The 26631-nt window shown below is 56.0% G+C and carries 25 protein-coding genes; 9 read left to right on the forward strand and 16 right to left on the reverse strand.

Translation table 11 applies throughout. The features are described from left to right. Positions 1 to 133: 133 nt before the first annotated feature. Positions 134 to 1435: a cation:proton antiporter gene (locus C814_RS20695; RefSeq protein ID WP_016317410.1), complete on the reverse strand. Its 1302-nt coding sequence runs from the start codon at positions 1433 to 1435 to the stop codon at positions 134 to 136. A gap of 848 nt (positions 1436 to 2283) precedes the next feature. On the opposite strand from C814_RS20695, the gene C814_RS20700 reads away from it, so the two are divergent. Then, a complete protein-coding gene (locus tag C814_RS20700) occupies positions 2284 to 3111 on the forward strand; it encodes an Mrp/NBP35 family ATP-binding protein (protein ID WP_016317412.1) in 828 nt (275 codons plus the stop codon). A gap of 44 nt (positions 3112 to 3155) precedes the next feature. On the opposite strand, the gene C814_RS20705 is transcribed toward C814_RS20700, so the two are convergent. Next, positions 3156 to 3467 (reverse strand): hypothetical protein, encoded by a 312-nt coding sequence (locus C814_RS20705; protein ID WP_155846450.1) that lies wholly within the window; start codon positions 3465 to 3467, stop codon positions 3156 to 3158. A gap of 225 nt (positions 3468 to 3692) precedes the next feature. On the opposite strand from C814_RS20705, the gene C814_RS20710 reads away from it, so the two are divergent. Next, positions 3693 to 5078, forward strand: coding sequence for an MATE family efflux transporter (locus C814_RS20710; RefSeq protein WP_016317414.1), 1386 nt, complete (start codon positions 3693 to 3695; stop codon positions 5076 to 5078). A gap of 55 nt (positions 5079 to 5133) precedes the next feature. On the opposite strand, the gene C814_RS20715 is transcribed toward C814_RS20710, so the two are convergent. From C814_RS20715 to C814_RS20755, 9 genes are all read right to left on the reverse strand, one after another. Beyond that, positions 5134 to 6162: a LacI family DNA-binding transcriptional regulator gene (locus C814_RS20715; protein ID WP_016317415.1), complete on the reverse strand. Its 1029-nt coding sequence runs from the start codon at positions 6160 to 6162 to the stop codon at positions 5134 to 5136. A 121-nt stretch (positions 6163 to 6283) separates the two neighbouring features. Next, a complete protein-coding gene (locus tag C814_RS20720; protein ID WP_016317416.1) occupies positions 6284 to 7768 on the reverse strand; it encodes an L-fucose/L-arabinose isomerase family protein in 1485 nt (494 codons plus the stop codon). Positions 7769 to 7781: 13 nt separating this feature from the next. Beyond that, positions 7782 to 8405 carry a DUF4867 family protein gene (locus C814_RS20725; RefSeq protein WP_016317417.1) on the reverse strand — a complete coding sequence of 208 codons (624 nt, stop codon included), beginning with the start codon at positions 8403 to 8405 and terminating at the stop codon, positions 7782 to 7784. 526 nt (positions 8406 to 8931) lie between these two features. After that, positions 8932 to 10455 (reverse strand): xylulokinase, encoded by a 1524-nt coding sequence (gene xylB / locus C814_RS20730; RefSeq protein ID WP_016317418.1) that lies wholly within the window; start codon positions 10453 to 10455, stop codon positions 8932 to 8934. 14 nt (positions 10456 to 10469) lie between these two features. After that, a complete protein-coding gene (gene mmsB / locus C814_RS20735; RefSeq protein WP_016317419.1) occupies positions 10470 to 11645 on the reverse strand; it encodes a multiple monosaccharide ABC transporter permease in 1176 nt (391 codons plus the stop codon). Next, positions 11642 to 13165 (reverse strand): multiple monosaccharide ABC transporter ATP-binding protein, encoded by a 1524-nt coding sequence (gene mmsA / locus C814_RS20740; RefSeq protein ID WP_369750579.1) that lies wholly within the window; start codon positions 13163 to 13165, stop codon positions 11642 to 11644. The genes mmsB and mmsA overlap by 4 nt, the downstream gene beginning before the upstream one ends. A 393-nt stretch (positions 13166 to 13558) precedes the next feature. Beyond that, entirely contained in the window at positions 13559 to 14716 is a 1158-nt protein-coding gene (gene chvE, locus C814_RS20745; RefSeq protein ID WP_016317421.1) for a multiple monosaccharide ABC transporter substrate-binding protein, read from the reverse strand. 415 nt (positions 14717 to 15131) lie between these two features. Beyond that, positions 15132 to 16913, reverse strand: a complete 1782-nt coding sequence (locus C814_RS20750) for a DUF885 domain-containing protein (protein WP_016317422.1) — start codon at positions 16911 to 16913, stop codon at positions 15132 to 15134. Positions 16914 to 17107: 194 nt separating this feature from the next. Continuing rightward, positions 17108 to 17482, reverse strand: a complete 375-nt coding sequence (locus C814_RS20755; protein WP_016317423.1) for a MerR family transcriptional regulator — start codon at positions 17480 to 17482, stop codon at positions 17108 to 17110. 441 nt (positions 17483 to 17923) lie between these two features. Between C814_RS20755 and rpmG the strand changes: the two genes are divergently transcribed. The 6 genes from rpmG to C814_RS20785 all read left to right on the forward strand — a co-directional run bounded on the left by rpmG (position 17924) and on the right by C814_RS20785 (position 21940). Then, positions 17924 to 18073, forward strand: a complete 150-nt coding sequence (gene rpmG, locus C814_RS20760; protein ID WP_016317424.1) for a 50S ribosomal protein L33 — start codon at positions 17924 to 17926, stop codon at positions 18071 to 18073. 21 nt (positions 18074 to 18094) lie between these two features. Then, on the forward strand, positions 18095 to 18319 hold the full coding sequence (secE, locus tag C814_RS20765; protein WP_016317425.1) for a preprotein translocase subunit SecE: 225 nt from the start codon (positions 18095 to 18097) through the stop codon (positions 18317 to 18319). A gap of 43 nt (positions 18320 to 18362) precedes the next feature. Then, positions 18363 to 18884, forward strand: coding sequence for a transcription termination/antitermination protein NusG (nusG, locus tag C814_RS20770; RefSeq protein ID WP_016317426.1), 522 nt, complete (start codon positions 18363 to 18365; stop codon positions 18882 to 18884). Between the two features lie 118 nt (positions 18885 to 19002). Next, positions 19003 to 19428 carry a 50S ribosomal protein L11 gene (rplK, locus tag C814_RS20775; protein ID WP_016317427.1) on the forward strand — a complete coding sequence of 142 codons (426 nt, stop codon included), beginning with the start codon at positions 19003 to 19005 and terminating at the stop codon, positions 19426 to 19428. Positions 19429 to 19485: 57 nt separating this feature from the next. Beyond that, positions 19486 to 20178 (forward strand): 50S ribosomal protein L1, encoded by a 693-nt coding sequence (rplA, locus tag C814_RS20780; RefSeq protein ID WP_016317428.1) that lies wholly within the window; start codon positions 19486 to 19488, stop codon positions 20176 to 20178. Between the two features lie 613 nt (positions 20179 to 20791). Continuing rightward, the gene (locus tag C814_RS20785; protein WP_016317429.1) at positions 20792 to 21940 is read left to right on the forward strand and encodes a DEAD/DEAH box helicase; all 1149 of its coding nucleotides are present in this window, start codon (positions 20792 to 20794) and stop codon (positions 21938 to 21940) included. 89 nt (positions 21941 to 22029) lie between these two features. On the opposite strand, the gene C814_RS20790 is transcribed toward C814_RS20785, so the two are convergent. Continuing rightward, entirely contained in the window at positions 22030 to 23142 is a 1113-nt protein-coding gene (locus C814_RS20790) for a polyamine ABC transporter substrate-binding protein (protein WP_016317430.1), read from the reverse strand. Here C814_RS20790 and C814_RS23985 point away from each other — a divergent pair. Continuing rightward, a complete protein-coding gene (locus tag C814_RS23985) occupies positions 23123 to 23479 on the forward strand; it encodes a hypothetical protein (RefSeq protein ID WP_155846452.1) in 357 nt (118 codons plus the stop codon). The genes C814_RS20790 and C814_RS23985 overlap by 20 nt on opposite strands. Positions 23480 to 23508: 29 nt before the next feature. Here C814_RS23985 and C814_RS20795 read toward each other — a convergent pair whose 3' ends face one another. From C814_RS20795 to C814_RS24335, 4 genes are all read right to left on the reverse strand, one after another. Next, positions 23509 to 24318 (reverse strand): ABC transporter permease, encoded by an 810-nt coding sequence (locus C814_RS20795; protein WP_016317431.1) that lies wholly within the window; start codon positions 24316 to 24318, stop codon positions 23509 to 23511. Beyond that, positions 24315 to 25169 carry an ABC transporter permease gene (locus C814_RS20800; RefSeq protein WP_016317432.1) on the reverse strand — a complete coding sequence of 285 codons (855 nt, stop codon included), beginning with the start codon at positions 25167 to 25169 and terminating at the stop codon, positions 24315 to 24317. Before C814_RS20800 ends, C814_RS20795 begins: the two co-directional genes overlap by 4 nt. Further along, a complete protein-coding gene (locus C814_RS20805; RefSeq protein ID WP_016317433.1) occupies positions 25166 to 26245 on the reverse strand; it encodes an ABC transporter ATP-binding protein in 1080 nt (359 codons plus the stop codon). The genes C814_RS20800 and C814_RS20805 overlap by 4 nt, the downstream gene beginning before the upstream one ends. 113 nt (positions 26246 to 26358) lie before the next feature. Continuing rightward, positions 26359 to 26523 carry a hypothetical protein gene (locus C814_RS24335; RefSeq protein ID WP_016317434.1) on the reverse strand — a complete coding sequence of 55 codons (165 nt, stop codon included), beginning with the start codon at positions 26521 to 26523 and terminating at the stop codon, positions 26359 to 26361. Positions 26524 to 26631 lie beyond the last annotated feature (108 nt).

The raw sequence follows: 26631 nt of genomic DNA on the forward strand, positions 1-26631 counted from the left end.
AGCAGGGATTCCGCTTTTTGGCATCCGGAGAGCGGCAGGATCGGCGACGCGGAACAGGCTCTTAATATTATAGTATAACACGGTTTTTCCAGAATGAAAAGCCGGAATCCCCGCACAGAGCCGCTTTTACGGATTATTTGGAACGGCCGTCCGGACGTTTGCCCTGCAGGACGTTGTGCATATCGAGGATGGTCTGGGAAGCGAGGTCGAAATCCCGGATTTCCTGATAACCCTCGACCAGGTCGCTGTGGACCAGTTCTTTTGCTTCCTCTTCGGGCTTGCGTTTGGGATAGACCGCCCGGAGCATGATCGGCGTAATGACCGTTGTCACCACCACCATAAGCACCACTGGCACCAGAAAAACCGGATTCATCATCCCGCTGGCGATTCCCTTGTTTGCCACGATCAGGGCCACCTCACCACGGGAGACCATGCCCACACCGATGCGGAGCGCTTCCTCTTTGGTATAACCACAGATTTTTGCACTCAGCCCGCATCCGATGATCTTGCTGAATACCGCTACCAGCACGATAACAACGGTCAGCAGCGCGGTGGGCAGGGTCATCGAGTCGAGCGACACTTTCAGGCCCACGCTCGCGAAAAAGACAGGGGAGAGGAACATATACGAAAGGGTCTCGCATTTGGAGTTGACATAGGTGGCGCGGGTGGTGTTCGAGATCATCAGCCCGATGAAGAAGGCGCCGATGATGTCCGCCACGCCGAACACCTCTTCTGCGATGTAGGCATAGAAGAAGCAGAACGCCAGCGAGATGATCGCGAACCGTTTCCTGTTCCAGGAGGCCGAGTCCATCCATTTCTGGATCAGGGTGTGGAGGAACTTTCCAAGCACCGCAGTCACGGCAAAGAACAGCACAACCTTGAGCATCACCACCCCCAGCCTGACCGACTGGTCGGAAGCACTGGTAATAAAGGTGAGCAGGATCAGTCCGAGGATGTCGTCGATCAGTGCGGCTCCAAGGATCGCGTTGCCTGACCGGGTGGAGAGCTTGCCCATCTCCTTGAGGGTCTCAACGCTGATCGAAACCGAGGTTGCAGTGAGGATGGTGCCTACAAACATGTTTTCCCAGAATACCTCGTGACCGCTGTTAAAGGCTGCGGCAGTCAAAAAACCGCCTGCCAACGGGACAAGAACGCCGCATAGGGCGATCAGGAAGGAAGAGCCGCCCGACCGGGTCAGCTCCTTCATGTCGGTTTGAAGCCCCGCACCGAACATCAGCACGATAACCCCCAGTTCCGAGATCTGGGACAGAAACTCTGTGGGGGAGATCAGTCCCAGAATGCTCGGCCCCAAAACCAGTCCCGCAATGAGCGCGCCCACGACCTGCGGCATATCAACCCGCTTGGTCAGGATCGCAAACGATTTTGTCGCCAGCAGGATAATCGCGACATCGAAAATGTAACGATAGGATTCCAAATCACAAAACCTCCTAACTTCTGTATCGAGCGCCCATAGACGTTCTTCACTCTCTAGGGTTTGTTTGAAAATAGAGAAATAGACGGATGGTTCGTAAAAAGCGAGCGGTTGCAAGGAAAAAAGCACAGGAATACTTGCTGTATTCCGCGCATTTTTGACGCGGCAGCTGCCGCTTTTTGTAGAAAAAGACGGCTATTTCGATTTTTCAAACAGCCCCTAGTCTCTGGCCCAAAGGCCGTTGTTTCCTGAACAAGAAGAGGAGAAGAGCGAAAACATCGTCTTTTTCGCTCTTCTCTCGTGTTACCATAGAGTTATACCACTCGTTCAGCTGTTTGTCAACAATTTCTTTTGCTTTTTTTCTGTTCTTTTTTGTGGAGGCAGCCTCATCAATCTAACGAAAAAACATCTGCTGATATAGGCAAATTCGACAAAACCCTTCCTTTCGAAATAATTTAGAAAGATTTTTTCATACTAAATGTTAAATTCTCTTCAAACGGATTTCATATTTGCCTTTTATAATATAGCCATGCCAAACGGGAAGGGGCAATGCGGATGACCAACTGAATGCAGACACCATCTCTCACCACCAGATAAAATAAACAACAACTGTTAGCCTGCCGGATGGGCGGAACACCGGTCCGGCGGGCGGGACAGACAAACGATAACGCCTGCACAGGCTTTTTATAGATCATATCTCCTCCTCTTCTTTTTACTCTTCCAAAAACCCCGGGCGGGATACCTGGTATCCCGCCCGGGGTTTTTGGCTGCATTTGACAATTCCCTCCGGACACAATATACTGAAAGCAATGGGATTCCACCAAGCAAATAATAAGGAGATGCAATGTAGAATGAGCGAATGTACCCATAACTGCGAAACCTGCGGGCAGGACTGCTCCGAGCGCAAAAGCGCCCCTGAGGACTTTCGGGAGCCTCCCCACCCACAAAGCCGGATTGGCAAAGTCATTGGGGTGGTGAGCGGCAAGGGCGGCGTCGGCAAATCCATGGTCACCTCGATGCTTTCGGTTTTGATGCGCCGCCGCGGCCACAAGGTCGGCATTCTGGATGCGGACGTCACCGGGCCTTCGATCCCGCAGGTGTTCGGCATCCATGAGAAGGCAATGGGCACCGAAGAGGGCATCCTGCCGGCCAGAACCAAAACCGGCATTGACATGATCTCGGTAAACCTGCTGCTCGAAAACGAGAGCGATCCGGTTGTCTGGCGCGGCCCGGTGATCGCAGGGGTGGTCAAGCAGTTCTGGACCGATGTGATCTGGCAGGATGTCGACTACCTGTTTGTAGACATGCCTCCCGGAACCGGGGACGTACCGCTCACTGTCTTCCAAACCCTCCCTGTGGATGGGATTGTCGTGGTTGCATCCCCGCAGGAGCTGGTTTCGATGATCGTGGAAAAAGCGGTCAAGATGGCGAACATGATGCAGATCCCCATCCTTGGTCTGGTCGAAAATATGAGCTATGTCTCCTGCCCGGACTGCGGCAAACGGATTGCGCTGTTCGGTGAAAGCCATATCGACGAGATCGCCGCCTCCTATCAGCTTCCGGTGCTCGCCAAGCTGCCGGTTGACCCCGCACTTTCCCGGTCGGCGGATCAAGGGGTGATCGAGCTGTTCGAGGGGGACTGGATGGACAGCGCCGCAGATGTCATTGAAAAACTTTAAAAAGCAGGCCGCGAACTTTTTCGCGGCCTGCTTTTTTGATCCAATCAAAAGGTTTTCTGACGATCCGGTAAGCTTACCCTTTCCTTTTTCTTCAGCAGCTCTTCCCCAATGCGGATCACATCCTGCCGGACACGCTCCCGCGCTTCGGGAGACAGGTCTTCCGGCGGCAGCAGGGTGCTCTGGGAGCAGGCCCCGTTTTTCTTCCAGCGTGTATAAATCCTCTTGCTATAGACCCCATCCGGATGGAGGATCCCGCGTTCCCTGTCCCCGAGGTCAACAACCTGGTCAACCTCAACCGGACCGTAGCATCCTGCATCGAATACCATATGCACCACCCCTGCCCTATATTTATGCACCGGTTCGCCCCTTCTATGATTTTTTAAAGTGGGGGCATGGGGAAACCACTTTGCGATTTGCCATCAAACGTGGTATAATAGCTGATATACCACGTTTGATGGCCAGGACGATGCGCAGGCAAAGCCTGCTCCTGCCCCGATGGCCCGCAATACCAGCCCAGCTCCCAATCGCGGCAAATTATCTGACATTAAAAAAATCACATCCGTTGGAAAAGAGGAAACAGAATGAACCAGAACATGGACTATCGTTTCTCCCATGAAAGGATGCCCAAACTGATCGTTTCGCTTGCGGCGCCTGCGATCGCCGCACAGATCATCAACGCACTTTACAACATTGTGGACCGGATGTACATTGGGCAGATGCCCGGGGACGGCACATTGGCGCTCACCGGCGTGGGGATCACCTTCCCGATCATCATGATGGTTTCCGCGTTTTCCGCCCTGATCGGTTTTGGCGGTGCACCGCTTTCGTCAATCAAGCTGGGCGAAGGCGACCGGGAGGGCGCGGAGCGGATACTGGGGTTCTGCTTCTCGATGCTGATCGGCTGTGCACTGGTCCTGACAGTCCTGCTGCTGCCTGCCCAGAACTATCTGCTTCCGCTTTTCGGCGCAAGCCCGGATACCATGCCCTACGCCTCGAGCTATCTCCAGATCTATCTGACCGGCACGATCAGTGTACAGCTTGCGCTGGGGATGAACCAGTTTGTCTCGGCGCAGGGGTTCGCCAAAACGGCGATGTTCACCGTCTGCATCGGCGCTGCCCTCAACATCCTCCTCGACCCAATCCTGATCTTCGGGTTCGGCCTGGGGGTGCGCGGCGCCGCATGGGCCACTGTCATTTCTCAGACCGTCTCGGCTGTCTGGGTGCTGTCGTTCTTTTTCTTGGGCCGCTCCAACCTGCGCCTGCGGGTCAAAAACATGAAATTTGAGTGGAAGATTGCGTGCAATGTCCTGGGGCTGGGGATGTCCCCGTTTATCATGCAGAGCACCACAAGCCTTGTACAGGTGGCCTTCAATTCCTCCCTCGCCTACTATGGCGGAGACCTCTATGTGGGCGCAATGGTCATCCTCAACAGCGTGATGCAGTTTGCGCTGATGCCGGCTATGGGGGTCGCGCAGGGCGCGCAGCCGATCATTGGTTACAACTACGGCTCGGGTGACCATGACCGCGTCCGCTCGGCGATCCGATACAGCACCTTTTTCTGTGTCCTGTTCTCCGGGGTAGTCTGGACGCTCACCGTCTTTTTTCCCACCATCCCGGTTCGGATGTTCACCAGCAACCCGGAGTTGATCGGCCTGACCGCCCAGACCATGCGTGTATTTTTCCTCGGTATCCTGATCTTTGGGTTCCAGATCGCGTTTCAGCAGGCGTTTGTCGCGCTGGGGCAGGCGAAAGTCTCGATCTTCATTGCCGCGCTGCGCAAGCTGATCCTGCTGATCCCGCTGATCCTCTTCCTGCCCAAGCTGCTGCCATCCCCGGTCTGGGGCGTTATCATCGCGGAGCCGGTTGCGGATACGATCGCTGCGGTGACCTGCATCATCCTGTTCCGGCTTAGAATCCGCGCACTGCTGCATACGGGAAACCGGCCGGCTGATGTCTCTGAATCATAAACAATGTCTGAAAAAAGCGCAGGAATACGGTTGTATCCCTGCGCTTTTCCTTTGGTCAGTCAATGTTTTCCTTGATCTTAATGACCGTATCGGTAATATGGTCCTGTGGGACCACCCGTTTCCCGCTCATGTAGTAATCGAACATCAGCTGGATGGAGCATCGTCCCTGTTCCACCGGTTCCTGGCCGATTGTAAAGTCAATCACCCCGTCCCGGACAAGCTGCCGGGTGGTTTCAATCTCGTCATACGAAAGCACATAAATCCGGTTCTGCCGCCCCAGTTCGGTGACTGCCCGGCAGACCCCCGCCCCGCCGGCCGCAACAATATAGATGCAGTTGATGTCCGGATGGTCACACAGCACCTTCATCGTAGGCTGATAGGCGTACTCATCGTTGTCCAGCGATTCAAAGACATCCACCAGCTTGTAGGGGACCTTTTTCTCCCGGAGCGTACGGGAAAAACCGCGGATCCGCTCGTTGTGGCCCTTGATCTTGAGGGAGCCGGTCACGATCAGCAGGTTAAGCCGGGATGGGTTCATCATCGTAAGCAGCCCGGCGGCAACACTGCCCCCGCGCAGGTAATCCGACCCGACATAGCAGAGCCGTTTGGTGCCGGTCAGGTCAGTGTTGACCGTGATAACCGGTATCCCGGATTCGATCAGCCGGTTGAGAAAGCTGCGGATCTCGTGGGTATCGACTGTGGAGACACAAAGCGCCTGACAGCCCGCGTCCACCAGGCCTTGGATCGCCTGGATATGGGTCTGCACATCGTACCCCGCAACCCGCGACAGCTCGACAGTTACGCCAAAGTCCGCGTATTCCGCCTCCGCCTGCCGGAAGCCTGCAACGACATCTTCATAAAAGGCATTTCCAATGCCGGGCAGGAAACAGCCGATCTTGAGCGGCTGTTTGCGCGCTGCGAGGATTTTGCCTGCGCGGTTTGGCTCATATCCCAGGTCTTTGGCGATCTGGCGCACATGAACCGCGATTTCGGGTTTGACCCCGGACCGGTTGTGCAGCACCCGGTCAACCGTCCCGCGGGACACCCCCGCAGCCGCTGCGATCTGTTTGATTGTGGCCGGCATTGGACTTCACCTCTCCCCATTTTCACCCTGAAACAATGGGCGGAGCGGCAGAAAGCCGCTCCGCCCATTCCTATTCTACACCTTTTTCGACAGGATTACCAGAGATTTGTGCCAATATGCCTTATGCGAATGGGTTTTCGTCGCGATAAAGCATCCCTTTCGGCTGATTAAACGCGATATCCGGCACACCGAGATAGTCAAAGATGGTATAAAGCGCCTTGCCAACGTGCCCAAATGCCACCGCGCCGTGGTGCGGATACCGCTTGGAGATCAGCACATGGCGGTAGAACCGGCCCATCTCGGGGATCGCGAAGATGCCGATGCCGCCGAACGAACGGGTTGCCACCGGCAGAACCTCGCCCTGTGCAATGTACGCCTGAAGCGAAGTGTCCGCGTTCGAGTGCAGCCGGAAGAAGGTGATGCCGCCTGCCGCGATGTCGCCCTCGAGGGTGCCGCGGGTGAAGTCCGGATCGCCGCCGTTCTCGAGCAGACGGTTTTGGATCAGCTGGTATTTGACCGCGCCTGCTTTCAGGCGGCAGAACGGGGTGTTCCCGCAGTGGAAGCCCATGAAGGTGTCACGCAGGGTGTACGGATATTTGCCCTCGATATCCTCTTTGAACAGGTCAGCCGGAACCGAGTTGTTGATATCGAGCAGGGTGACCGGCTCCCCTGTGATGCAGGCGCCGATATACTCGCTGACCGCACCATAGATGTCCACCTCACAGGCAACCGGGATGCCGCGCGAAGCCAGCCGGCTGTTGACATAACACGGCTCAAAGCCGAACTCCTTCGGGAACGCGGGCCAGCATTTGTCCGCGAAGACGACATAGTCCCGCGCGCCCTTGTTGGCCTCCGCCCAGTCGAGCAGGGTCAGCTCAAACTGCGCCATGCGGGGCAGCAGGTCGGGATACTGGTTGCCCTGTACGCCTAGTTCAGCCGCCATATCCGCGGCCACCTCTTCAATCCGGGAATCGCCCTTATGCGCTTTGTAGGCAACCAGCAGGTCCAGCTCAGAATTTTCCTGAATTTCGATGCCGAGGTCATAGAGCGCTTTGATCGGCGCATTGCAGGCAAAGAAATCCTGCGGACGCGGCCCAAAGGTGATGACCTTGAGCGAGCTCAACCCAATCAGGGTGCGTGCAACCGGCAGGAAATCGGTAATCATCCCGCAGATTTCCTCGGCAGTGCCGACCGGGTACTCGGGGATCACCGCTTTCAGCTTGCGCAGGCCGAGATTGTAGGAGCAGTTGAGCACGCCGCAGTAGGCGTCGCCGCGCCCGTTGATGAGGTCTTTGCCGGTTTCCTCAGCAGCCGCAGCATACATCACCGGGCCGCCGAACTGTTTCGCGATCAGGGTTTCAGGGGTCTCGGGGCCGAAGTTGCCCAGATAGACGAACAGCGCGTTGCAGCCCGCAGCTTTGACATCCTCGACCGCTTTCAGCATGTCTTTTTCGTTTTCCACCGCAATTTTACATTCATAGATGCTGCCGCCCTTTGCGGTATAGGCGTCCACGATCGCCTTGCGGCGGCGCTCGGACAGCGAAACGATGAAGCAGTCACGCGAGACTGCGATGATACCAAGCTTGACTTCAGGGATATTTTTCATGGGTCTTCTCTCCTTACTTGATGGTGATATTTTCCCCGCTCAGGCCGACAAATGCGCCGTCCTTCGCTTCGTTTGAATCCGGATGTGCGATCAGCCATTTATTGCGGGCGCGCAGGAACCGGTCTTCCAGCGTTTCCGGCTGGATGGCGGGCATATCAGTATTGGTGCCGCGCGGCAGTACGACCGCCACCCGGAAGCCCTCCTTGCCCGGCATAGTTACCGGCGCATAGTGCAGGGTGGTTTCATAGAGCAGAACCGCGGTTCCCGCCGGGGCGGAAAATGCCTCGACTTCACTGGTATCCAGCCTGCCGTCCTGCACCTTCTGGAGCGATGCAACCAGAAAAACCATGTCATCATCCGGGATATTCAGTTCGCTGTTGCGGTGGTATTCCAGACAGTTCAGTTGCTGGTTGTGCCCATTGCAGTAGCCAACCTGCACCGGCATCCCGCCGAACACCCTTTCCGCGACCTGCTGGGAGACCGGCAGCGCCTCGATCGTCGGGTCGCTCGGGACATAAATCGTATGATCAGCCGGTTTTTCGCTCGTCTCACGAACCAGCCTGAGCAGGGGCGCAAAGTCGTAGCCCTCGATCACCTTGCCATAGACAGCAAACTCCTTGTCAAATACGGATTTCATCGGATGGTTCCCTCCTTCGTGATAGCGGCGGGGGGCTCTGCCCCCGACCCCGCAATTTTTTGAAAAAAATTGACTAAAACTTCAGGGCTTGTTTGAAAATAGAGAAATAGACGGATGGTTCGTAAAAAGCGAGCGGTTGCAAGGAAAAAAGCACAGGAATACTTGCTGTATTCCGCGCATTTTTGACGCGGCAGCTGCCGCTTTTTGTAGAAAAAGACGGCTATTTCGATTTTTCAAACAGCCCCTAGATTGGGTAAAAGGAAACCGCTCCCAGCTTGCCGGGATGGGGCCTGCGGGGAGGGGTCGCTGACCCCTATCCTGCAAGGCGCATCCTGCCCGAGCATCGCGTGAAGCGCGATCCCGGCCCAAGAGCCGCCTGCGGCGGTTGGCCTCGAGACGCTCGCTGAGGCTCGCAGTCCGGGCTGAAAGCCCGAGAAGCGACGGGCGTTGTTTTGGCCTGGAATCCAAAGCAACATGCGCCTGGCAATCCCTCTGCCTTTGAAAAGATGGACAAAACTTTTGGCTTTTAGAGGGCAGCAAGCGTGTGGAAACTCTCCCGCAGGGCGGGGTAAAGCGACCGGTAAAGCTGGTAGAACGGCTCATACCGGGCAGAGGCTTCCGGATCGGGCTGCTGGGCAGGGTTGGTGCGGATCATGGCATGGCAGGCATCCTGCACACTGGGGTACAAGCCCGCGCCCACGCCGGCGAGGATCGCCGCACCGAGCGCCGGACCCTCCTTGGAAACAACCGTCTTGACCGGGCAGCCGTAGACATCAGCGAGCATCTGCCGCCAGAGCGGGCTGCTTCCGCCGCCGCCACAGGCGAGCATCTCGGTCGAGACGACGCCCATCCCGCGCAGGACGTCGAGACACTGCCGCTGGGAATAGGTGACACCCTCCATCACTGCGCGCAGAAGGTCATACTTGGTGTGGATCGCTGACAGCCCGAAAAATACACCACGGCTGTTCTCATCGAGCAGCGGGGACCGTTCACCCATCAGATAGGGCAGGAAAAGCAGACGGTTGGCTCCGACCGGGATCCGCCCGGCCTGTTGATCCATCAGATAGTAGGGGTCCACCCCCATGCCCGCCGCAGTCTGCATCTCCTCGGTGAAAAAGTTGTCCCGCAGCCATTTAAGCGACAGCCCTGCCGCAAGGGTGCAGCTCATGACCGTCCATGCGCCCGGCACTGCGGCACAGAAGGTATGTACCCGGCCCTCCGGGTCAATTGTGACGTTATCCGAATGCGCGAATACGACGCCTGAAGTGCCGATCGTGGTGAACGCCTTGCCGGTTTCCACAACACCGGTGCCGACCGCCGCAGCGGCGTTATCGCCCGCGCCGCCCACGACCGGGGTACCCGCCGAAAGACCGGTGATCGCCGCGGCCTCAGCTGTGACCTGCCCGGTGACCTCGCAGGACTCGTACATCTTCGCAAGCAGGGATTTGTCGATCCCTAGTTTGTCGAGAATCTCGTCCGACCAGCAGCGGTTGGGGACGTCAAGCAGGTTCATCCCTGATGCATCCGAAACCTCGGTTGCGAATATGCCAGTTAGCTTATAGCGAATATAATCTTTCGGAAGCAGGATATGACGGCATTTCTCATACAGCTCCGGCTCGTTGCGGCGCACCCACAGGATTTTCCCTGCGGTGAACCCGGTGAGCGCGGGGTTGGCGGTGATTTCGATCAGCCGCTGCCTGCCGACCCGTTCGGTGATCTCCGCACACTCGCGGGAGGTGCGCCCGTCACACCAGATGATGCTTTTGCGCAGCGGCTCGCCCGCCTCATCGAGCATGACCAGCCCATGCATCTGTCCCGAAAGGCCGACTCCCTTGACCGCTTCAGGCGCGACGCCGCTCTCATCCATCACCCGGCGGATGGTGGCCGCCGCCGCATTCCACCAGTCAGCGGGGTCCTGCTCCGCCCAGCCGTTCTGGGGCTGGTAGAGCGGATATTCCACCGTTGCCGAACCGGCAACATTCCCATCCTGATCGAACAGGACGGTTTTGGTACCCGAGGTACCCAGATCAATACCAATCAGATAGTTCATGTGACCGTCCCCCCTTATGCTTTGGTCGAACGCTTTTTGGAGAGCACGTCAAAGACAACCGCTGCCAGCAGGACCAGACCTTTGACCGCCCTCTGCCAGTTGGAGTCGATGCCGAGGATCGACATACCGTTGTTCAGGACGCCCATAAAGATTGCGCCGATGACCGCACCGCCGATGGTGCCAGTGCCGCCGTACGCGGACGCACCGCCGATATAGCAGGCGCCGATCGCATCCAGCTCGTAGTTGGTGCCCGCCGAAGGGGCTGCCGAGTTGAACCGCGCGATGCAGACGAGCGCCGCGACTGCGGAGAGGAAGCCCATATTGGTATAGGCGAAAAACAGAGTACGGTTGGTGTTGATGCCCGAGAGCTTCGCAGCCTTCTCATTGCCGCCCATCGCGTAGAGATAACGCCCGGGGACGGTGTTCTGGGTGTAGTAGCTGTAGACCAGGACGATCACCCCGAGCAGGATAAGCACGACCGGAATACCCTTGTTCTTGCCGAGCAGGAACGAAAGCGCCATCGCGACCGCGCAGATCAGAACCAGGCGTCCCCAGAGCATACCGGCAGGTGCCAGCTCGTAGTTTTTGCGGGCTTTTTTGTTGCGTTCGGCGAGCTGCTGGACCACATACACCGCACAGAGGACCGCACCGACCGCGAGGGTCACACCGAAGACCAGGCTCTTTTCGGCTCCGGAGCCGGGGAGGAAGCTGCTGAAATAGCGCAGGTATTCATCCGGGAATGGGGAGATGGTCAGGCCGTCGAGGACGATCAGCGCAAGCCCGCGCCAGAGCATCATGCCCGCGAGGGTGACGATAAACGCCGGGATCCGCACATAGGCGATCCAGAATCCCTGCCACGCGCCGATCAGGATGCCCATGAGCAGGCAGGTGATGATTGTGAGATAGACGTTCATCTTGTGGTTGACGATCATGACGCCCGCAATCGCGCCGACCAGCGCAACCACCGAGCCGACCGACAGGTCGATGTTGCCGCCGGTCAGGATGCAGAGCAGCATACCAACCGCGAGAATCACGACATAGCTGTTCTGGAGGATGAGGTTGGTGACGTTGGCGGGCGCAAACAGCGAGCCTTTGCCTGCCGCGGAAATCAGCACCTGGAACAGCAGCATGATTACCACAAGCGCGATGAGCATGGTATTCTTCTTGAGAATCTCTTTTGTTTTTGTCATTTGACTTCCGCTCCTTTGCTTGATTGTAGGATGCAGGACATAATGGACTCCTGGCTTGCCTCTTCACGGGAGAGTTCGCCGACGATCCGGCCTTCATTCATAACATAAATCCGGTCGCACATGCCCAGGACCTCCGGAAGCTCGGAAGAGATCATCACGACCGATTTCCCTTCCGCGACCAGCTGGTTGATGATGCAGTAGATCTCGTATTTCGCGCCGACGTCGATGCCGCGGGTCGGCTCATCGAGGATCAGCACTTCCGGGTCCGCAAACATCCACTTTGCGAGCAGCACCTTCTGCTGGTTGCCGCCCGAGAGGTTGCCCACCGGCTGCTCGATGCTCGCACACTTGGTATGTAATTTCTCGCGGTACTCGTTGGCTACCTGGATTTCGAGGTCTTTGTCAAGCACCTTGTTGCGGCTGATTTTGTCCATCTTGGCGAGCGTGGTGTTCTCACGGATCGGGGTGCTCAGGATCAGCCCGTTGCCCTTACGGTCCTCGGTGACATAGGCCAGCTTGTGGTTGATCGCGTCCTGTACGCTGTTCAGGTGCACCTCGGCGCCGTCCATCAGCAGGGCGCCCGAGATATCTGCGCCGTAGCTTTTCCCAAAGATGCTCATGGCAAGCTCGGTGCGTCCCGCGCCCATCAGGCCGCTGATCCCGACCACCTCGCCCCGCCGGACGTTGATATTGACCCCGTCGCAGACCTTGCGCCCCTCATAGAGCGGATGGAATACTGTCCAGTCGCGCACTTCCATGCTGACATCCCCAATTTTCGGTTCGCGCCTGGGGAACCGGTCGGTCAGCTCGCGGCCAACCATCCCTTTGATGATCCGTTCCTCGCTGAAATCGTCCACCCCTTTGACGAGTGTTTCAATCGTGGAGCCGTCGCGGATCACCGTGATCTTGTCCGCCACATACGAAACCTCGTTCAGCTTGTGGGAGATGATGATACAGGTCATACCCTGCGACTTGAACTCCAGCATCAGATCAAGCAGCTTCTGGGAATCGGTCTCGTTGAGCGACGCGGTAGGCTCGTCGAGGATCAGCAGCTTGACGTTCTTGGCGAGCGCCTTTGCGATCTCAACCAGCTGCTGTTTGCCCACGCCGATGTCCTTAATCAGCGTGCGCGATGATTCGTTCAGCCCAACCATCCGCAGCAGCTCATCCGCCTTGTTGTAGGTTTCGTCCCAGTCGATCCGCGCCTTTTTCCCCCGCTCGTTGCCGAGGAACATGTTCTCGCCGATCGTCAGATAGGGAACCAGCGCCAGCTCCTGGTGGATGATGACAATGCCGCGGCTCTCGCTGTCCTTGATCTTGTGGAACTCGCACCGCTGCCCCTGGTAGACGATCTCCCCCTCGTAGCTGCCATAGGGATAGATGCCGCTCAGGACGTTCATCAGCGTGGATTTCCCCGCGCCGTTCTCGCCGACCAGCGCATGGATCTCGCCTTCTTCCACCTGTAAATTGACGTTGTCGAGCGCGCGTACACCGGGGAAGAGCTTCACGATATTCTTCATTTCGAGTAAGGTGTTTGCCAAATGGAATCCCTCCTTCAATCCGGTTCAAGATAGAACCCTGTCTGGTATCAAAAGCGTTCCTCAAAAAATTTTTTAACTTTCCCTTAAAACCAAAAGTTTCGCCCGCCTTTTCAAAGGCGGCGGGGCCGAGGGGCAGGGCCCCCGCCGCCGCGCGTACACGGCGGAATTCCTGCTTGGGCGCGCGGCGCGCCCGCCTGAGAAGCGCATTTTTCGGGTGAATTGCCGTGAAACGGCAAGAGGGGGCTTTTGCAAGAGAAAAAGCCCCCTGCTAAAGATGCCAAACAAGTTTCAAAACGGGCGGACAGAACTTCCGCTCTATCCGCCCGCAAACCGTCCGTTTTTGTTTGGGGACGGTCAGCCCTATTTCAGAATTTACGCCACGTCCGCCTCGGTGTAGTAACCGCTGTCGATGAGCAGTTCTTTGTAGTTATCGACAGTGCAGATCACAGGATCGCAGAGGTAGGAGGGGATGATACCGGTGCCGTTATCATAGGTCTCGGTGTCGTTGATCTCCGGCTCGGTGCCCTGCATAACCGCATCCACCATCTTGACGACCTGGGAGGCCAGCGTACGGGTATCCTTAAAGACCGACATATCCTGCAGGCCGGCGACGATGTTCTTGACGTTCGGCTTGTCGCAGTCCTGACCAGTGATGACCGGCATGTTCTCCGCGGTGTAGCCCGCAGCGGTCAGCGCGTTCTGTACGCCGTAGGAGGTCGAGTCGTTCGAGCAGAGGACTGCGTCGAGCTTGGTGCCCTCGGGGCCGTAGCCGTTCGAGGTGATGAGGTTTTCCATCCGCTTCTGGGACTCTTCAGCAGACCAGTTCGGGGTTGCGCACTGGGCTTTCTCGGTCTGACCGGAAAGGACCACCAGCTTGCCGCTGTCCATGTACGGCTTCAGCACGTCCATCGCGCCGCCGAAGAAGAAGTTGACGTTGTTATCGTCCGGGGAGCCGGTGACCAGCTCGATGTTGAACGGGCCTTCCGCGTTGTCCAGATCCAGCGCATCCTTGATAAAGTTGCCCTGGAAGGTGCCGACCTTGTAGTTATCGAAGGTCGCGTAGTAGGAGATCGCATCGCTGTTCATGATGAGGCGGTCGTACGAGATGACCGGGATGCCCGCATCCTTGGCGCCTTTGAGAACCTCGGTCAGCGAAGAACCGTCGATCGCCGCTACAACCAGCGCCTCACAGCCATTCGAGATCATGTTCTCGAGCTGGGAAACCTGGGTCGGGATGTCGTTGTCGCCCGCGTACTGGAGGTCGACCTCATAGCCGGCCGCTTCCAGCTCGGCTTTCATGTTGGAACCGTCCTGGTTCCAGCGCTGGAGGCTCTGGGTCGGCATCGAAACGCCGACCTTGCCGCCGCCTGCCGGTGCTGCATCACCGCCCGCAGGGGCCTCGGACGAAGCTGCGGGGGCTGCCGGAGCCGCCGGAGCTGCACTCGAGCTTTCTGCCGGAGCGCTGCCGCCGCAGGCCGCCAGTGAGAGCATCATGGCGGATGCGAGGATACTTGCTAAAATCTTTTTCATTTCCTTCACTCCTGTTTTACATGGTTCATATTTTGACCGCCTTCCGGCGGTGGGATACCACTCCGGACGCGTGCACGAGCACAAAAAAATTTTAAAAAAACAAATCCTTTTTTCGTCAAACCGACTGAAGCAAAACCATCGTGCACGAGCACGTCTTTCTGTTACTAAGCATATTGCAAAAAAGCCCATTTGTCAACCTCTTTTTAGAGAATCCCCCTAATTTTGGATATAAGCACAATTTTACCCCTGTCAGATTGGTGAAAAGGCAAAAAAGAATCTTTTTTATAAACGCGCCAAAAAAAGTTGCCAGCATCAGGATATTTTGCTATCCCTGCCGGGAATCTGGGCAGGGTTTTGCAGGGGGCTTTTTACAGGAGAAAAAGCCCCCCTCCTGGCTCTGGCCATCCCGGCTGCATCACGCCGCCTGCGGAAGCTGCTGTGCGGATGCAGAAGCGCGGGTTCCCTCCACATACCGGTCTATCTGCTTCTCAAGGATCGGGAAGCTGGCGGCTCCGGTGTCGAGGATCACCTTGTGGAATTCTATCGGGGAAAAGGCTTCTCCCAGCTGTTCCTCCGCCCGTTCCCGCAGGCGGGAGAACAGGAGCGCCCCCAGATCATAGTTAAGATAGTTTCCGGGCGACTCGAGGAACAACAGATAGTTCTGTTCAAGCAGTTCCGGGTCCTGTTCGCCGTAAACGATCTGGAAGCGGTTGCAGAATTCCGCAAAGTCCCAGCCGTCATAGTGGACCCCGATGTCAAAAAGGCAGGTGTAGATCATTGAGACCCGGCCGGAACCCGCCATGATCTCATTGGCAGGGTTCTGGTCCAGGGCATAGTAGGGGGCGAACTCCTCCACATAGGTCGCCCATCCCTCCGAATATCCGCTATAGTCGAGTATATATCGGATGGTCGGCGCCTGTAGGCTTTTATAGTAGATGCCCTGGTACATATGCCCGGGATATCCCTCATGCATGAGGGTGGGGAAGAGCGACTGGTCAAACGCCCCGTTCAGGTAGATCATCTGGGGGGAGGAGAGCGGGCTGTCGATCGTGTCCACGACATAGGCCGCCGGAGAGAAATTCTCCTTCATCGAGTCGGGCACCTGGCGGACCTCATAGTTGAGCTGCTCAAGCGGCGGAAAATCTGCGGCGACCGCCTCGGCAAGATAGTCCACGACCTCCTCCGCGGAGGAAAAGCCGCCGTAATATGGTTCAGCGAGCAGATAGTCGAACGTCGGGTTGGCGTCAATGATGTCGGAATATTGAAGCATCGCGCGGTCCATCTCTTCCGAGAGCAGCGCTTTGATCTCCCGAATGGTCAGGTCAGTGCCAACGGCCGCCTGTACCAGCGCCTCATAATATTCCTTCCCGCCCTCAAAGTGTGCCAGACCAGCCATCTCTTCGGTGCCTTTCAGCTTCGAAAGCGCGTCCCCCAGCGAGCGGTAGGCATTGAGCAGGTCGTTTTTCAGGAGGGTTTCGTTCTTTTGCTTTGCCTGCGCTTTCTTTTTGTCCGAGAGAAAATCCGCCTGGTCGATCCGCCTGTTGACCGACTCGATCAGGAACGGTTCCCCATCTGCGGCAAAAGTCTCACACTGGGCGATCACCAGATCCAACATCTTTTGACTCATCCCATACCCGTTTTCCAGCCGCACCTTCTCCAGTTCCGCATATTTGAGGAAAGTCTCCTCTGCTGTTTCGAGGATGTTGAAATAGCTGTCCAGATCACTTTTCCGGTTAAAAGTGAAATTCTCGAGCAGGATCGGCAGGTTTGCCTGATAGCCCAGGAAACTCCCCAGATATTTATTATCCAAATAGTAATATTCTTGTAATTTTTTATTTCTTGTAAAATAATCCTTGATGACATCATAGGTGAGCTGCTGCCGGCTGTCCAGCTCTTCATAGGGAAACTGCCCGAGCACCTCCAACAGCGCGTCCGCCCATTCGATCGAATCCTGATAATCCTGCTCATCCGAATAGGGCAGCTCGTAAAGAGCCGTCGGAAAACCGTAGTCCTGCGGGTTCTCAAACAGGACATTCAGTGAAAGATTGTTTGCGCCTATGACCTGCGTGGGCAGCTCCTCCACAAAATCGTCAAATGCTTCGGCCGTCGTTTTTGCCGGCGTACAGGAGGACAGCTGCAGACAAAACAGAACCGCAAGCAGAGTGGAAAGTGGTTTCAAAAGATGGGAATGTTTCATAAAAGGCTCCTTCATCAGAAAACAGTTCGGGGTATTTTGATTTCCTAGACTATACCACATTTCTGCACCGCTGGCAATCGCGGCAGGCTGCATTATCCATATGCTCCCGGCGGGACAGGTATTCCTGCGCCGCAGCGGGAATTTGCCCACATTAAAAGAGAGCCGCCTTCCCAAAGCGGCCCCCTTATCTAATATCAGCGAAGTTCGGCTTCACCTTCAAAGCCGGTTTCCCCGTAGATCGAAATTTTGTAGTCCAAGCGGTCAAGCACCTCCTGCATCGTCGTGATCCGTTCAGCGAGCTGCTGCCGCTGGTCCATCAGGATTTGTTTGCGGGCGGCTGTTGAAGCGTCCCCCAGTTGGAAGAGGGACACATACTCTATCAGCGCGTCGATCTGCAAGCCCGCGCCCCTCATACATTTGATGAATTCTACCCAGGCACAGGCCCTTTCATCATAGTCCCGGATACCCCTCCCGTTGCGTGGTACCGGCGGGATCAGTCCGATCCGCTCATAGTACCGCAGCGTATCCGCAGTGATGTCATATTTTTTGCTCACTTCAGCGATTGTCATAGAGCGCTGCCCCCTTGAATTCATTGGATTAAAGCCAGAGGTCTTTTTCACTTGCAAAAAAGCCCTCTTCCAAAGATGCCCAGCAGGTTCCAAACGTTTCACCAGCCTTTGCTCCGCGCTGAGAGCCGCCTTTCGGCGGCTCTCAAAGCCTGTGGAACCACTAGTACGCTGTGTCCTGATTATACCATAACACTTTAAGCCCGCTCCAAGTCAAGCCCTTTTTGCAAAAAGCGGTACCATATCCGGCGGTTATGCGCAAAATTACCCAAAAACCGGATGGATTTTTGATACAACTCTGCATAAACTGCTGCTTGACGAGCCATTCTGGTTTGTGATACAATAAGGATACCTCTAAAAGGGTTATTTTTTTATGTCCAAAACCACAGTGTTTCCTTTACGAGGGAGGCAAAAAATTCCGGTAAAATCAGGAGGTGCCGAAACATGCGAGTGAAAATTACCCTGGCTTGCACCGAGTGCAAGCAGCGCAACTACAACAAGATGAAAAACAAGAAAAACGATCCGGACAGGCTTGAGATGAACAAATACTGCAAGTTCTGCCGGAAGCACACGCTGCACAAGGAAACCAAGTAAGGATGAAAGGCGGGTCTTATCATGGCAGATAATGCGGTGCAGAAAAAACCCGGATTCATCGCGAAGAGCAAGAAATTTTTCAAGGACGTGAAGGGCGAGCTGAAAAAGATCGTCTGGCCGGACAAAAAGCACGCCATGAACAATACCGGCATCGTGCTGGGCGTGATGGCGGTTTCGGCGGTGTTTATCGGCGGTCTGGACATCATCACTTCCTATCTGATTAAATTCTTCCTCAGCCTACTGTGACGGCGTCCCGAAATTCCGATCTGAACTGGTGGGAGGTACGCGCATGTCAGATTCGATGAGATGGTATGTGGTGCATACCTATTCCGGCTACGAGAATAAGGTGGCCACTAACATCGAAAAAGCGGTTGAAAACCGCAAGTTCCACGACCTGATCGGCGAGGTAAAGGTTCCCACTGAAACGGTCACGGAAATCAAGGACAACAAAAAGCGCGATGTGGAGCGCAAAATTTTCCCCGGTTATGTGCTGGTCAAGATGATTATGACCGACGAGAGCTGGTATATCGTGCGCAACATCCGCGGCGTCACCGGCTTTGTCGGGCCGGGCAGCAAGCCGGTCCCGCTGACCGAAGAAGAGGTCGCGCGGCTGGGCGTCGAGGTCCGCAACGTCGAGGTCAACTTCTCGGTCGGCGATTCGGTCCGGGTGGCGGACGGTTACCTCGAAGGCTTCATCGGCGTGGTCGATGAGATCGACCTTCAGAACTCGGTGGTGCGGGTGACCGTCTCGATGATGGGCAAGGATGTTCCCGTCGAGCTGGAGCTTGACCAGATTGAATCCCTGGACTAAATCTTTTCAGAGGGTGCCGGTGTAAATCCGGCGATATGGGCCGGCGTGAGCCGGCTTGTGGGAGGGCCGGCGGGTTCCGCCGCCCGGAATGAACCACTAATTTTGGAGGTGCTTTTCAATGGCTCAAAAGGTAGTTGGCTTTATCAAACTACAGATCCCGGCAGGCAAGGCAACGCCTGCTCCGCCGGTCGGCCCTGCGCTGGGTCAGCATGGCGTCAACATCATGGCATTCACCAAGGAATTCAACGAGCGTACGAAAAACGACGCCGGCCTCATCATCCCGGTTGTCATCACTGTGTATGCCGACCGTTCCTTCAGCTTTATCACCAAAACGCCCCCTGCGGCTGTTTTGATTAAAAAGGCACTCAACCTCAACAGCGGCTCCGGCGTGCCCAACAAGACCAAGGTGGGCAAGATCACCAGAGAGCAGCTTCAGAAGATCGCTGAGACCAAGATGCCCGACCTGAACGCGGCCAATATCGACTCCGCGATCAGCATGATTGCCGGTACCTGCCGCAGCATGGGTATTGAAGTCGCGGACTAAAGTGCCCGGGTGGGAGGAAAATTCCGTTAATGACCACTCTAAGGAGGAAATATTTAGATGAAACACGGTAAGAAATATTCCGAAAGCGCAAAGCTTGTTGAGCATCTGAAGCTGTACGACACCGCCGAAGCGCTTGATCTGTGCACCAAAACCGGCAAGGCCAAATTCGACGAGACGGTCGAAGTCCATGTCCGCCTGGGCGTAGACTCCCGTCATGCTGACCAGCAGGTTCGCGGCGCGGTCGTTCTGCCCAACGGCACCGGCAAAAAGGTGCGGGTAGCGGTCTTTGCGAAGGCCGACAAAGCACAGGCAGCGCTCGACGCAGGCGCGGAGATCGTCGGCGCGGAGGACCTGATGGAGCGGATCCAGAAGGAAGGCTTCATGGAGTTCGACGTTGTGATCGCATCCCCGGATATGATGGGCGTTGTGGGACGTCTCGGTAAAATTCTCGGCCCCCGCGGCCTGATGCCGAACCCGAAAGCGGGCACCGTCACCCCGGATGTCGCCAAGGCGGTTCAGGAGGCGAAAGCCGGTAAGATCGAGTACCGTCTCGACAAAACCAACATCATCCACTGCCCGATCGGTAAGGTCTCGTTCGGCGTGGAGAAGCTCCAGCAGAACTTCGACACCCTGCTCGGCGCGATCGTCAAGGCGAAACCCGCTGCGGCAAAGGGCCAGTATGTCAAATCCTGTGTGGTCGCTACCACCATGGGTCCTGGCATCAAGATCAACCCTGGACGCTTCATTTAAAGCATACTCTAAGCCCCCTGCGATCAGCAGGGGGCTTTTCAACTGCTTTGGGATATATAAGTAAGCAACGCCAGAAGAAATAATCCAAAGCTCATCAAGTCCTTAAAGTCGAACATACCGTATCAACCTCCCGCAAACAAAAATTCCAAAGAAACTTCTCTATCCAACATTATATAGTATTTATAGAGCTGAATCAATATATATTATAAATAACCTTTATTAAAATAATTTGTATGATACATACATGGGATTGACTTTTGGAGCCAGATTCGATAAACTAATCTTGTCAGGGAATCGTGGACCAACGCCCTGTGGATTGAAATAATAATGGTTACTTATAGGACTGAAAAAAGACTGATGCTGTGCAGCTATGGCACAGTATTGGCCTTTTTTCTTTTGGGTTTGGTTGAATATAGGGGAAGCCTGTTCCATAGATTTTGTAGGATGCTTTTTCACTTACAAAGGAGACGGGCTTTTGATTGCGCAAAAAAACAGACAAAAAATCGTGGCTTCTACTGAAAATGCTTTTTCCCGTCAGATTCCGGCAACCTTGTCTTTACGTGGGAATGGGGGTGTGGTATAATAGACATTAACGAGATGGAGGGGAACGAAAATGGCAAATTACAGCGAACTGAATCTTTCAGAAGAGATTCAGAAAGCGATTGACCGGATGGGATTTACCGAGATGACCGAGATACAGGAAAAAGCGATCCCGGTGATGATGGAGGGACACGAGATCATTGCCAAGGCGCCCACCGGGACCGGCAAGACCTGCGCATTTGGCGTGCCGATCATCGAGAAGATCGACACGCAGGCAAACCAGGTGCAGGCGGTCATCCTCTGCCCGACCCGGGAGCTTTGCACCCAGATCACCGAAGAGCTGCGGCAGCTCGCCTTTTTCCGGCCGGAGATCAAGGTCGTGGCGGTCTATGGCGGACAGCCGATCGACCGGCAGATCAAAGCGCTCAAGCGCGGTGCGCAGATCGTAGTCGCGACCCCGGGCCGGATGCTTGACCACCTCAACCGCAGAACGATCAATCTTTCTAAAACCCGGATTGCTGTACTCGACGAGGCGGACGAGATGCTCGACATGGGCTTCTATAAGGATGTCTGCAAGATTCTTGACCGTCTGCCGAAGGACAAGCAGATGGTAATGTTTTCGGCAACGATCTCCCGGGAGGTCATGGACATCGGCTGGCTCTACCAGCGGGATACGGTCGAACTGACGGTCGAGCCTGTGAAGGAGAGCGAGCCGAAGATCACCCAGTATATGCTTGAGAGTACCGGACGCCAAAAGCTGGCAGATCTGGTCTATATTTTGCAGATTCACGACTACCGTAAAGTCATGATCTTCTGCAACACCAAATACAGCACCACCAGCCTTGCGGGCCTTCTGCGGGAACGCGGCTTTAACGCCGACTGCCTCAACGGGGACATGCGGCAGAGCGAACGGAATAAGATCATGGCTGCATTCCGTGGGGAAGGGATCGACATCCTGGTTGCAACCGATGTAGCGGCGCGCGGGATCGACGTCACCGATGTGGATGCAGTGGTCAACTACGAAATCCCGCTTGAGAACGAGTATTATACCCACCGAATCGGGCGTACCGGCCGCGCAAAAAAAGAGGGCGTCTCCTATGTGTTCTACGCGCCGGACGAGCGCAAGCGGCTGGATACCATCATCCGCTATACCCGTTCGACGGTGATAGAGCTGGAATTCAACGAACAAAACGAACTGGTCGAAAAGGGCGGAAACCGCTGAAGCTCTGGAAGGGTGAAAAAAGGCGGAAAACAGCAAACAGCCGGACGGTAAAACCGTCCGGCTGTTTTTCCACGCGGATTCAAACTGGTTTATTGGAGTTTAAATTCAGCCCAGATGTCATTATAGGTCTGGGTTGCACTGCCTACATCCTGCATGAACTCTGCGCCTTCGATCGCCTCATCGGGGATCACAAGCGCCTGATTTTCCAGGTACTCGCTCGCAGCGGAATTGCAGCTGATGTAATAGATCTGGTCGGTGATATGCGCGGAACGCTGGCCATCGAGGATAAAGTCAAGGAACTGGTGGGCGTTGTCCGGGTGGGGAGCCTGCGCAGGGATAAAGCAGGAATCAATCCCGAAGCCAAGCCCCTCCTCGGGGAATACCACCTTGAGGTTGGGATTCTCGTTGAGGGCGGTAATGATCTGGGAGGTAAACATATAACCGATCGCCGTTTCACCCGAAAGCATGAGGTTATAGGGGGAATCGTAATCAAGGGCGCGGATATTGGGTTTCAGGGAGAACAGCTTCTCTTTTGCCTGGTCGAGTACGGCGGGGTCGGTTTCGTTCAGGCTTTTTCCAAGGGTTTTGAGGGTCAGGCCGATAACATTCCGGGCATCGTCCATCACCACGATCGAATCTGCAAAGGCGGGGTTCCAGAGGTCCTCAAAGCCCTTGACCTCGAAATCGACCATATCGGGATTATAGATCAGCAGCGGAATCCCGGCTGCATATGGGACGGTATACTGGTTTTCCGGGTCATAGAACTTGCCCTGGAAGGCAGGGTTGATGTTGCCGAAGTTGGGGATTTTGGACTGGTCCAGCTGGGCGAGCAGATTCTCTCCGCGGGCGATGTCGATGATGTAGTCGCTGGCAAGGACAAGGTCATATTCACCGCCTGCCTCGAGTTTCATAAGCATCTCCTCATTGCTGGAGAAATTGCTGTAATTGATTTTGATGCCGGTCTGCTCGGTGAATTCCGCGAGGATGTCGTCCGGGAAGTAGGTCGCCCAGGTGAAGATATTGAGGACCTTTTCCTCTCCTCCCTCTGCGGGCCTGGGATCATTGGTGAGGACGATGCTGGTCGGACCGTCCGCACCGCCGATGATCTGGCTGGAAGAAGCGGAATCCCCGTTGCAACCCGATGCCGCTGCCAGCGTGCACGCCGCCAGCAGGGCTGTAAAAATGCGCTTGATCTGTTTCATAGCTCTCTCCTTTTTTACTTTGTTCGGTTGGATTGGTATATGGAAAATGTTCTTTTTTTCTCTTGTAAAAAAAGAACCAAAAAAATACGCTTCTCAGGATAAAGCGTTCCGCCGTGTGCACACGGCGGCGGGGGCTCTGCCCCTCGACCCTGCAATTTTTCGAGAAAAATTGAGTAAAGCTTTAGAACCTGTATTCATAATCAGAGGATGCCGGATGGGCGAGGGATTTTGCTGCCCTGCAAGGCGAAAAAACGCAGACAATACTTTGTGTATTGCAAGATTTTTCAACGCGGCAGGCCGGCAAAAGACCCGCTCAGACGGTGTCGAATGGTTGTGAATACGGGTTCTTAGATGCCAGACGGGTTCTTAGGCCAGATGCGGGGGTTCGGGGGCAGCGCCCCTGAACCTGCGGCGGACAGATGCCGCCAGCCGTCCGGCCGCGACCAACAGGAACACCGCCCCGAGCATGACGGTGCAAAGCGCGTTGACCTCGGGCGTCACGCCGGTTTTCAGCATCGAGTAAACCTGGAGCGGCAGCGTATTGGTCTGAACGCCGGTCGTAAAAAAGCTGATGATAACGTCGTCCATGCTCATGGCAAACGCGAGCAGGGTGCCGGAGAGCACCGACGGTAAAATCAGCGGGAGGGTGATGTCAAAGAATACCCGGAACCCGCCCGCACCGAGATCACGCGCAGCCTCGGTGATCGACGGGTCCAGACCGGTCAGCCGGGCCTTGACATTGACAAAAATGTACGGGACGCAGAACGTTGTGTGCGCAAGGGTGAGGGTGAGCATCCCCATCGGCAGGCGCAGAAACGAGAAAAATGCGAGATAGGCCATCCCCAGGATGATTTCCGGGACCATGATCGGGATGAGCGAGAGATTTTCGAGGGAAGCGCGCCCCCGGAAATGCCGCCGCGAGACCCCAACCGCCCCGACCGTTCCGAGCACTGCGGCCGAAAGGCTGCTCAAAGCCGCCAGCTTCAGGCTGTTGAAGAAGGCGTCGATAATGCTGCGGTTTCGCATCAGCCGGCTGTACCAGTCGAAGGTGAAGCCCGCCCAATGGAACAGCTTGGTGTCATTGAACGAATAGGCCACCACCACTGCGATCGGCAGATAGAGCAGCAGCAGAACAAACAGAATATAGCATTCCGGAAGAAAGGTGCGTTTTTTCACAGGATCCCCTCCAGTCCGCGTTCGCCCGAGCACTTCTGATAGATGCCGATTACCAGCAGGGTCATAGCCATCATCACCACCGAAAGGGCGGCGCCCATCGGCCAGTCACGGGCGGTGAGCAGCTCATTTTTAATGAGATTGCCGAGCAGCATGGTTTTTGCGCCGCCGAGCAGGTCGGAGATAAAGAACAGCCCCACCGAGGGGATAAACACCAGCACACATCCCGCCATGATGCCCGCGCGGGTCATGGGCACAGTGACCGTCCAGAACGCCCGCCACCGGCCTGCACCGAGGTCACGCGCCGCTTCCACCAGTGATGGATCGAGCTTTTCAATCGCGCTGTAGGTCGAAAGGATCATAAACGGGAGCAGCGCATAGATCATCCCCACGAGCACTGCACCGAAATTATAGAGCAGCTTGAGCGGGGTTTCGATCACGCCGAGCGCGATGAGCAGCGTGTTGATGACTCCCTGACTGCGCAGCAGGATCATCCAGCCGTAGATCCGGACAAGCGAGTTGGTCCAGAACGGCACCACCACCAGAAGCAGCACAAGCGAACGCCGCCGCTCCGACAGCCGCGAAACAAAGTAGGAAAACGGATAGCCGATCAGCAGGGTGAACAGGGTGGTAAGCACCGCAAGCCACATGCTTTGGGCGTAGACCTTGAGGTAGGTCGGGGTAACCATCCGGGCATAGCTGTCAAACGAAAATTCGGCGACCACACCCCAGGTCTGTGCGCGCTTGAGGAAGCTCATGCAGAGGATATAGATCAGCGGGATCGCAACAAATACCACCGTCCAGAGCAGGAACGGGACTGCGGCAGCTGGGAAACGGTTCTGTCTTTTGTTCATGGCGTTCCCTCCCGTTCCACCACGATTGCGCAGGCCGGGTTCCAGTAGACCTGCACCGGCTCCCCCACATCGGCGCGGCTGTGTCCGCCGCCCATCCCGTTGACAGTCAGCTCCTGTCCGTCTGGAAGGAGCAGGGTGGTGCGGAGCATACCGCCTGTATAACTGTGGGCTTTTACTGTCCCGGGCAGGGCAAACCCATATTGGCTTTCCGCGCCGAACCGCACCCGTTCGGTGCGCACCGAAAGCACCAGCCGTTCGCCTGGACGGCCGGTCCCGGCTGCTTTGACCGTCCCGCCCGCAAACGACAGCAACATCGTCCCGTCTGCACATACCTGTTCTACCGATGCGTGCAGAATGTTGCTCTGCCCGATGAACTCGGCTGCAAACCGGGTCTGCGGACGCTCATAAACATCGTCCGGCGTGCCGAGCTGGAGGATTTTCCCTGCATTCATAATCCCGATCCGGTCGCTCATGTTGAGCGCCTCCTCCTGGTCGTGGGTGATATAGATAAAGGTGATCCCGAGGTCCTTCTGGAGCGCCTTCAATTCGGTCTGCATCTGCCGCCTGAGCTGTAGGTCGAGCGCCCCGAGCGGCTCGTCGAGCAGGAGCACCGCCGGATCGTTGACAATCGCCCGCGCGATCGCCACCCGCTGCCGCTGCCCGCCCGAAAGCTGGTTGGGCAGACGCCCGCCATAGCCCGGAAGCTGTACCAGCGCGAGCATCTCCTCCACCCGGCGGGCGATCTCCGGTTTGGGGGTCTTTTTCAGCCGCAGCCCATATCCGATGTTCCTGGCCACGTTCATATGTGGAAAAAGTGCGTAGCTCTGGAACACGGTATTGACATTGCGGCGGTTGGGCTCCCAGCCGGTGACATCCTGTCCCTGGAGCAGTACCTGCCCGCTGTCCGGGGCTTCCAGCCCCGCGATGATCCGCAGCGTGGTGGTCTTGCCGCATCCGGACGGGCCGAGCAGGGTCAGAAATTCCCCGCGTTCCACCTCAAGGCTCACGCCGGAGAGGGCCTCGGCCGTACCAAATGTTTTATGAATGTTCTGTAAGGATAGGATCGTTTCCGACATCGCTGCGCCTCCCAATGTAGACATATTTACTCCATTTTATCACAATCCACTGAAAATGCAAGGAAAAGCCCGGTCTTTCCCGGACTTTTCGTAGATTCGCTATATTTTTGGCCCTATCCTGTGACGCTATAGGTGAAATTTTCCCACAGCAGCCGCATCCCTTCGTCGGTTTCGGGCGGGAGCAACGCCATTGCCACGGTATTCTCCACGCCGCTGTCCGAGAGCAGCACTGCATAATCCCCGTTGATCTGCTTCACAGTGTAAAAAATCGGTTCCATCTTTGACCTCCTGTTCGTTCAATTTCTAAAAATATTTTCTGCGCCTCCGGTTGCGTTTTCAGGCTATCACAGCTACAATAAAGATGCATGATCAAACCAAAAGTTTCG

This window comes from Anaerotruncus sp. G3(2012), assembly GCF_000403395.2.
Classification (GTDB): domain Bacteria; phylum Bacillota; class Clostridia; order Oscillospirales; family Ruminococcaceae; genus Anaerotruncus.

Excerpts from the sequence above, each read along its gene's own strand:
- C814_RS20700 (WP_016317412.1), top strand. The coding sequence starts at position 2,284 with ATGAGCGAATGTACCCATAACTGCGAAACCTGCGGGCAGGACTGCTCC.
- C814_RS20710 (WP_016317414.1), top strand. The coding sequence starts at position 3,693 with ATGAACCAGAACATGGACTATCGTTTCTCCCATGAAAGGATGCCCAAA.
- C814_RS20715 (WP_016317415.1), bottom strand. The coding sequence starts at position 6,162 with ATGCCGGCCACAATCAAACAGATCGCAGCGGCTGCGGGGGTGTCCCGC.
- C814_RS20720 (WP_016317416.1), bottom strand. The coding sequence starts at position 7,768 with ATGAAAAATATCCCTGAAGTCAAGCTTGGTATCATCGCAGTCTCGCGT.
- C814_RS20725 (WP_016317417.1), bottom strand. The coding sequence starts at position 8,405 with ATGAAATCCGTATTTGACAAGGAGTTTGCTGTCTATGGCAAGGTGATC.
- xylB (WP_016317418.1), bottom strand. The coding sequence starts at position 10,455 with ATGAACTATCTGATTGGTATTGATCTGGGTACCTCGGGTACCAAAACC.
- mmsB (WP_016317419.1), bottom strand. The coding sequence starts at position 11,645 with ATGACAAAAACAAAAGAGATTCTCAAGAAGAATACCATGCTCATCGCG.
- mmsA (WP_369750579.1), bottom strand. The coding sequence starts at position 13,165 with ATGAAGAATATCGTGAAGCTCTTCCCCGGTGTACGCGCGCTCGACAAC.
- chvE (WP_016317421.1), bottom strand. The coding sequence starts at position 14,716 with ATGAAAAAGATTTTAGCAAGTATCCTCGCATCCGCCATGATGCTCTCA.
- C814_RS20750 (WP_016317422.1), bottom strand. The coding sequence starts at position 16,913 with ATGAAACATTCCCATCTTTTGAAACCACTTTCCACTCTGCTTGCGGTT.
- C814_RS20755 (WP_016317423.1), bottom strand. The coding sequence starts at position 17,482 with ATGACAATCGCTGAAGTGAGCAAAAAATATGACATCACTGCGGATACG.
- rpmG (WP_016317424.1), top strand. The coding sequence starts at position 17,924 with ATGCGAGTGAAAATTACCCTGGCTTGCACCGAGTGCAAGCAGCGCAAC.
- secE (WP_016317425.1), top strand. The coding sequence starts at position 18,095 with ATGGCAGATAATGCGGTGCAGAAAAAACCCGGATTCATCGCGAAGAGC.
- nusG (WP_016317426.1), top strand. The coding sequence starts at position 18,363 with ATGTCAGATTCGATGAGATGGTATGTGGTGCATACCTATTCCGGCTAC.
- rplK (WP_016317427.1), top strand. The coding sequence starts at position 19,003 with ATGGCTCAAAAGGTAGTTGGCTTTATCAAACTACAGATCCCGGCAGGC.
- rplA (WP_016317428.1), top strand. The coding sequence starts at position 19,486 with ATGAAACACGGTAAGAAATATTCCGAAAGCGCAAAGCTTGTTGAGCAT.
- C814_RS20785 (WP_016317429.1), top strand. The coding sequence starts at position 20,792 with ATGGCAAATTACAGCGAACTGAATCTTTCAGAAGAGATTCAGAAAGCG.
- C814_RS23985 (WP_155846452.1), top strand. The coding sequence starts at position 23,123 with ATGCGCTTGATCTGTTTCATAGCTCTCTCCTTTTTTACTTTGTTCGGT.
- C814_RS20790 (WP_016317430.1), bottom strand. The coding sequence starts at position 23,142 with ATGAAACAGATCAAGCGCATTTTTACAGCCCTGCTGGCGGCGTGCACG.
- C814_RS20800 (WP_016317432.1), bottom strand. The coding sequence starts at position 25,169 with ATGAACAAAAGACAGAACCGTTTCCCAGCTGCCGCAGTCCCGTTCCTG.
- C814_RS20805 (WP_016317433.1), bottom strand. The coding sequence starts at position 26,245 with ATGTCGGAAACGATCCTATCCTTACAGAACATTCATAAAACATTTGGT.
- C814_RS24335 (WP_016317434.1), bottom strand. The coding sequence starts at position 26,523 with ATGGAACCGATTTTTTACACTGTGAAGCAGATCAACGGGGATTATGCA.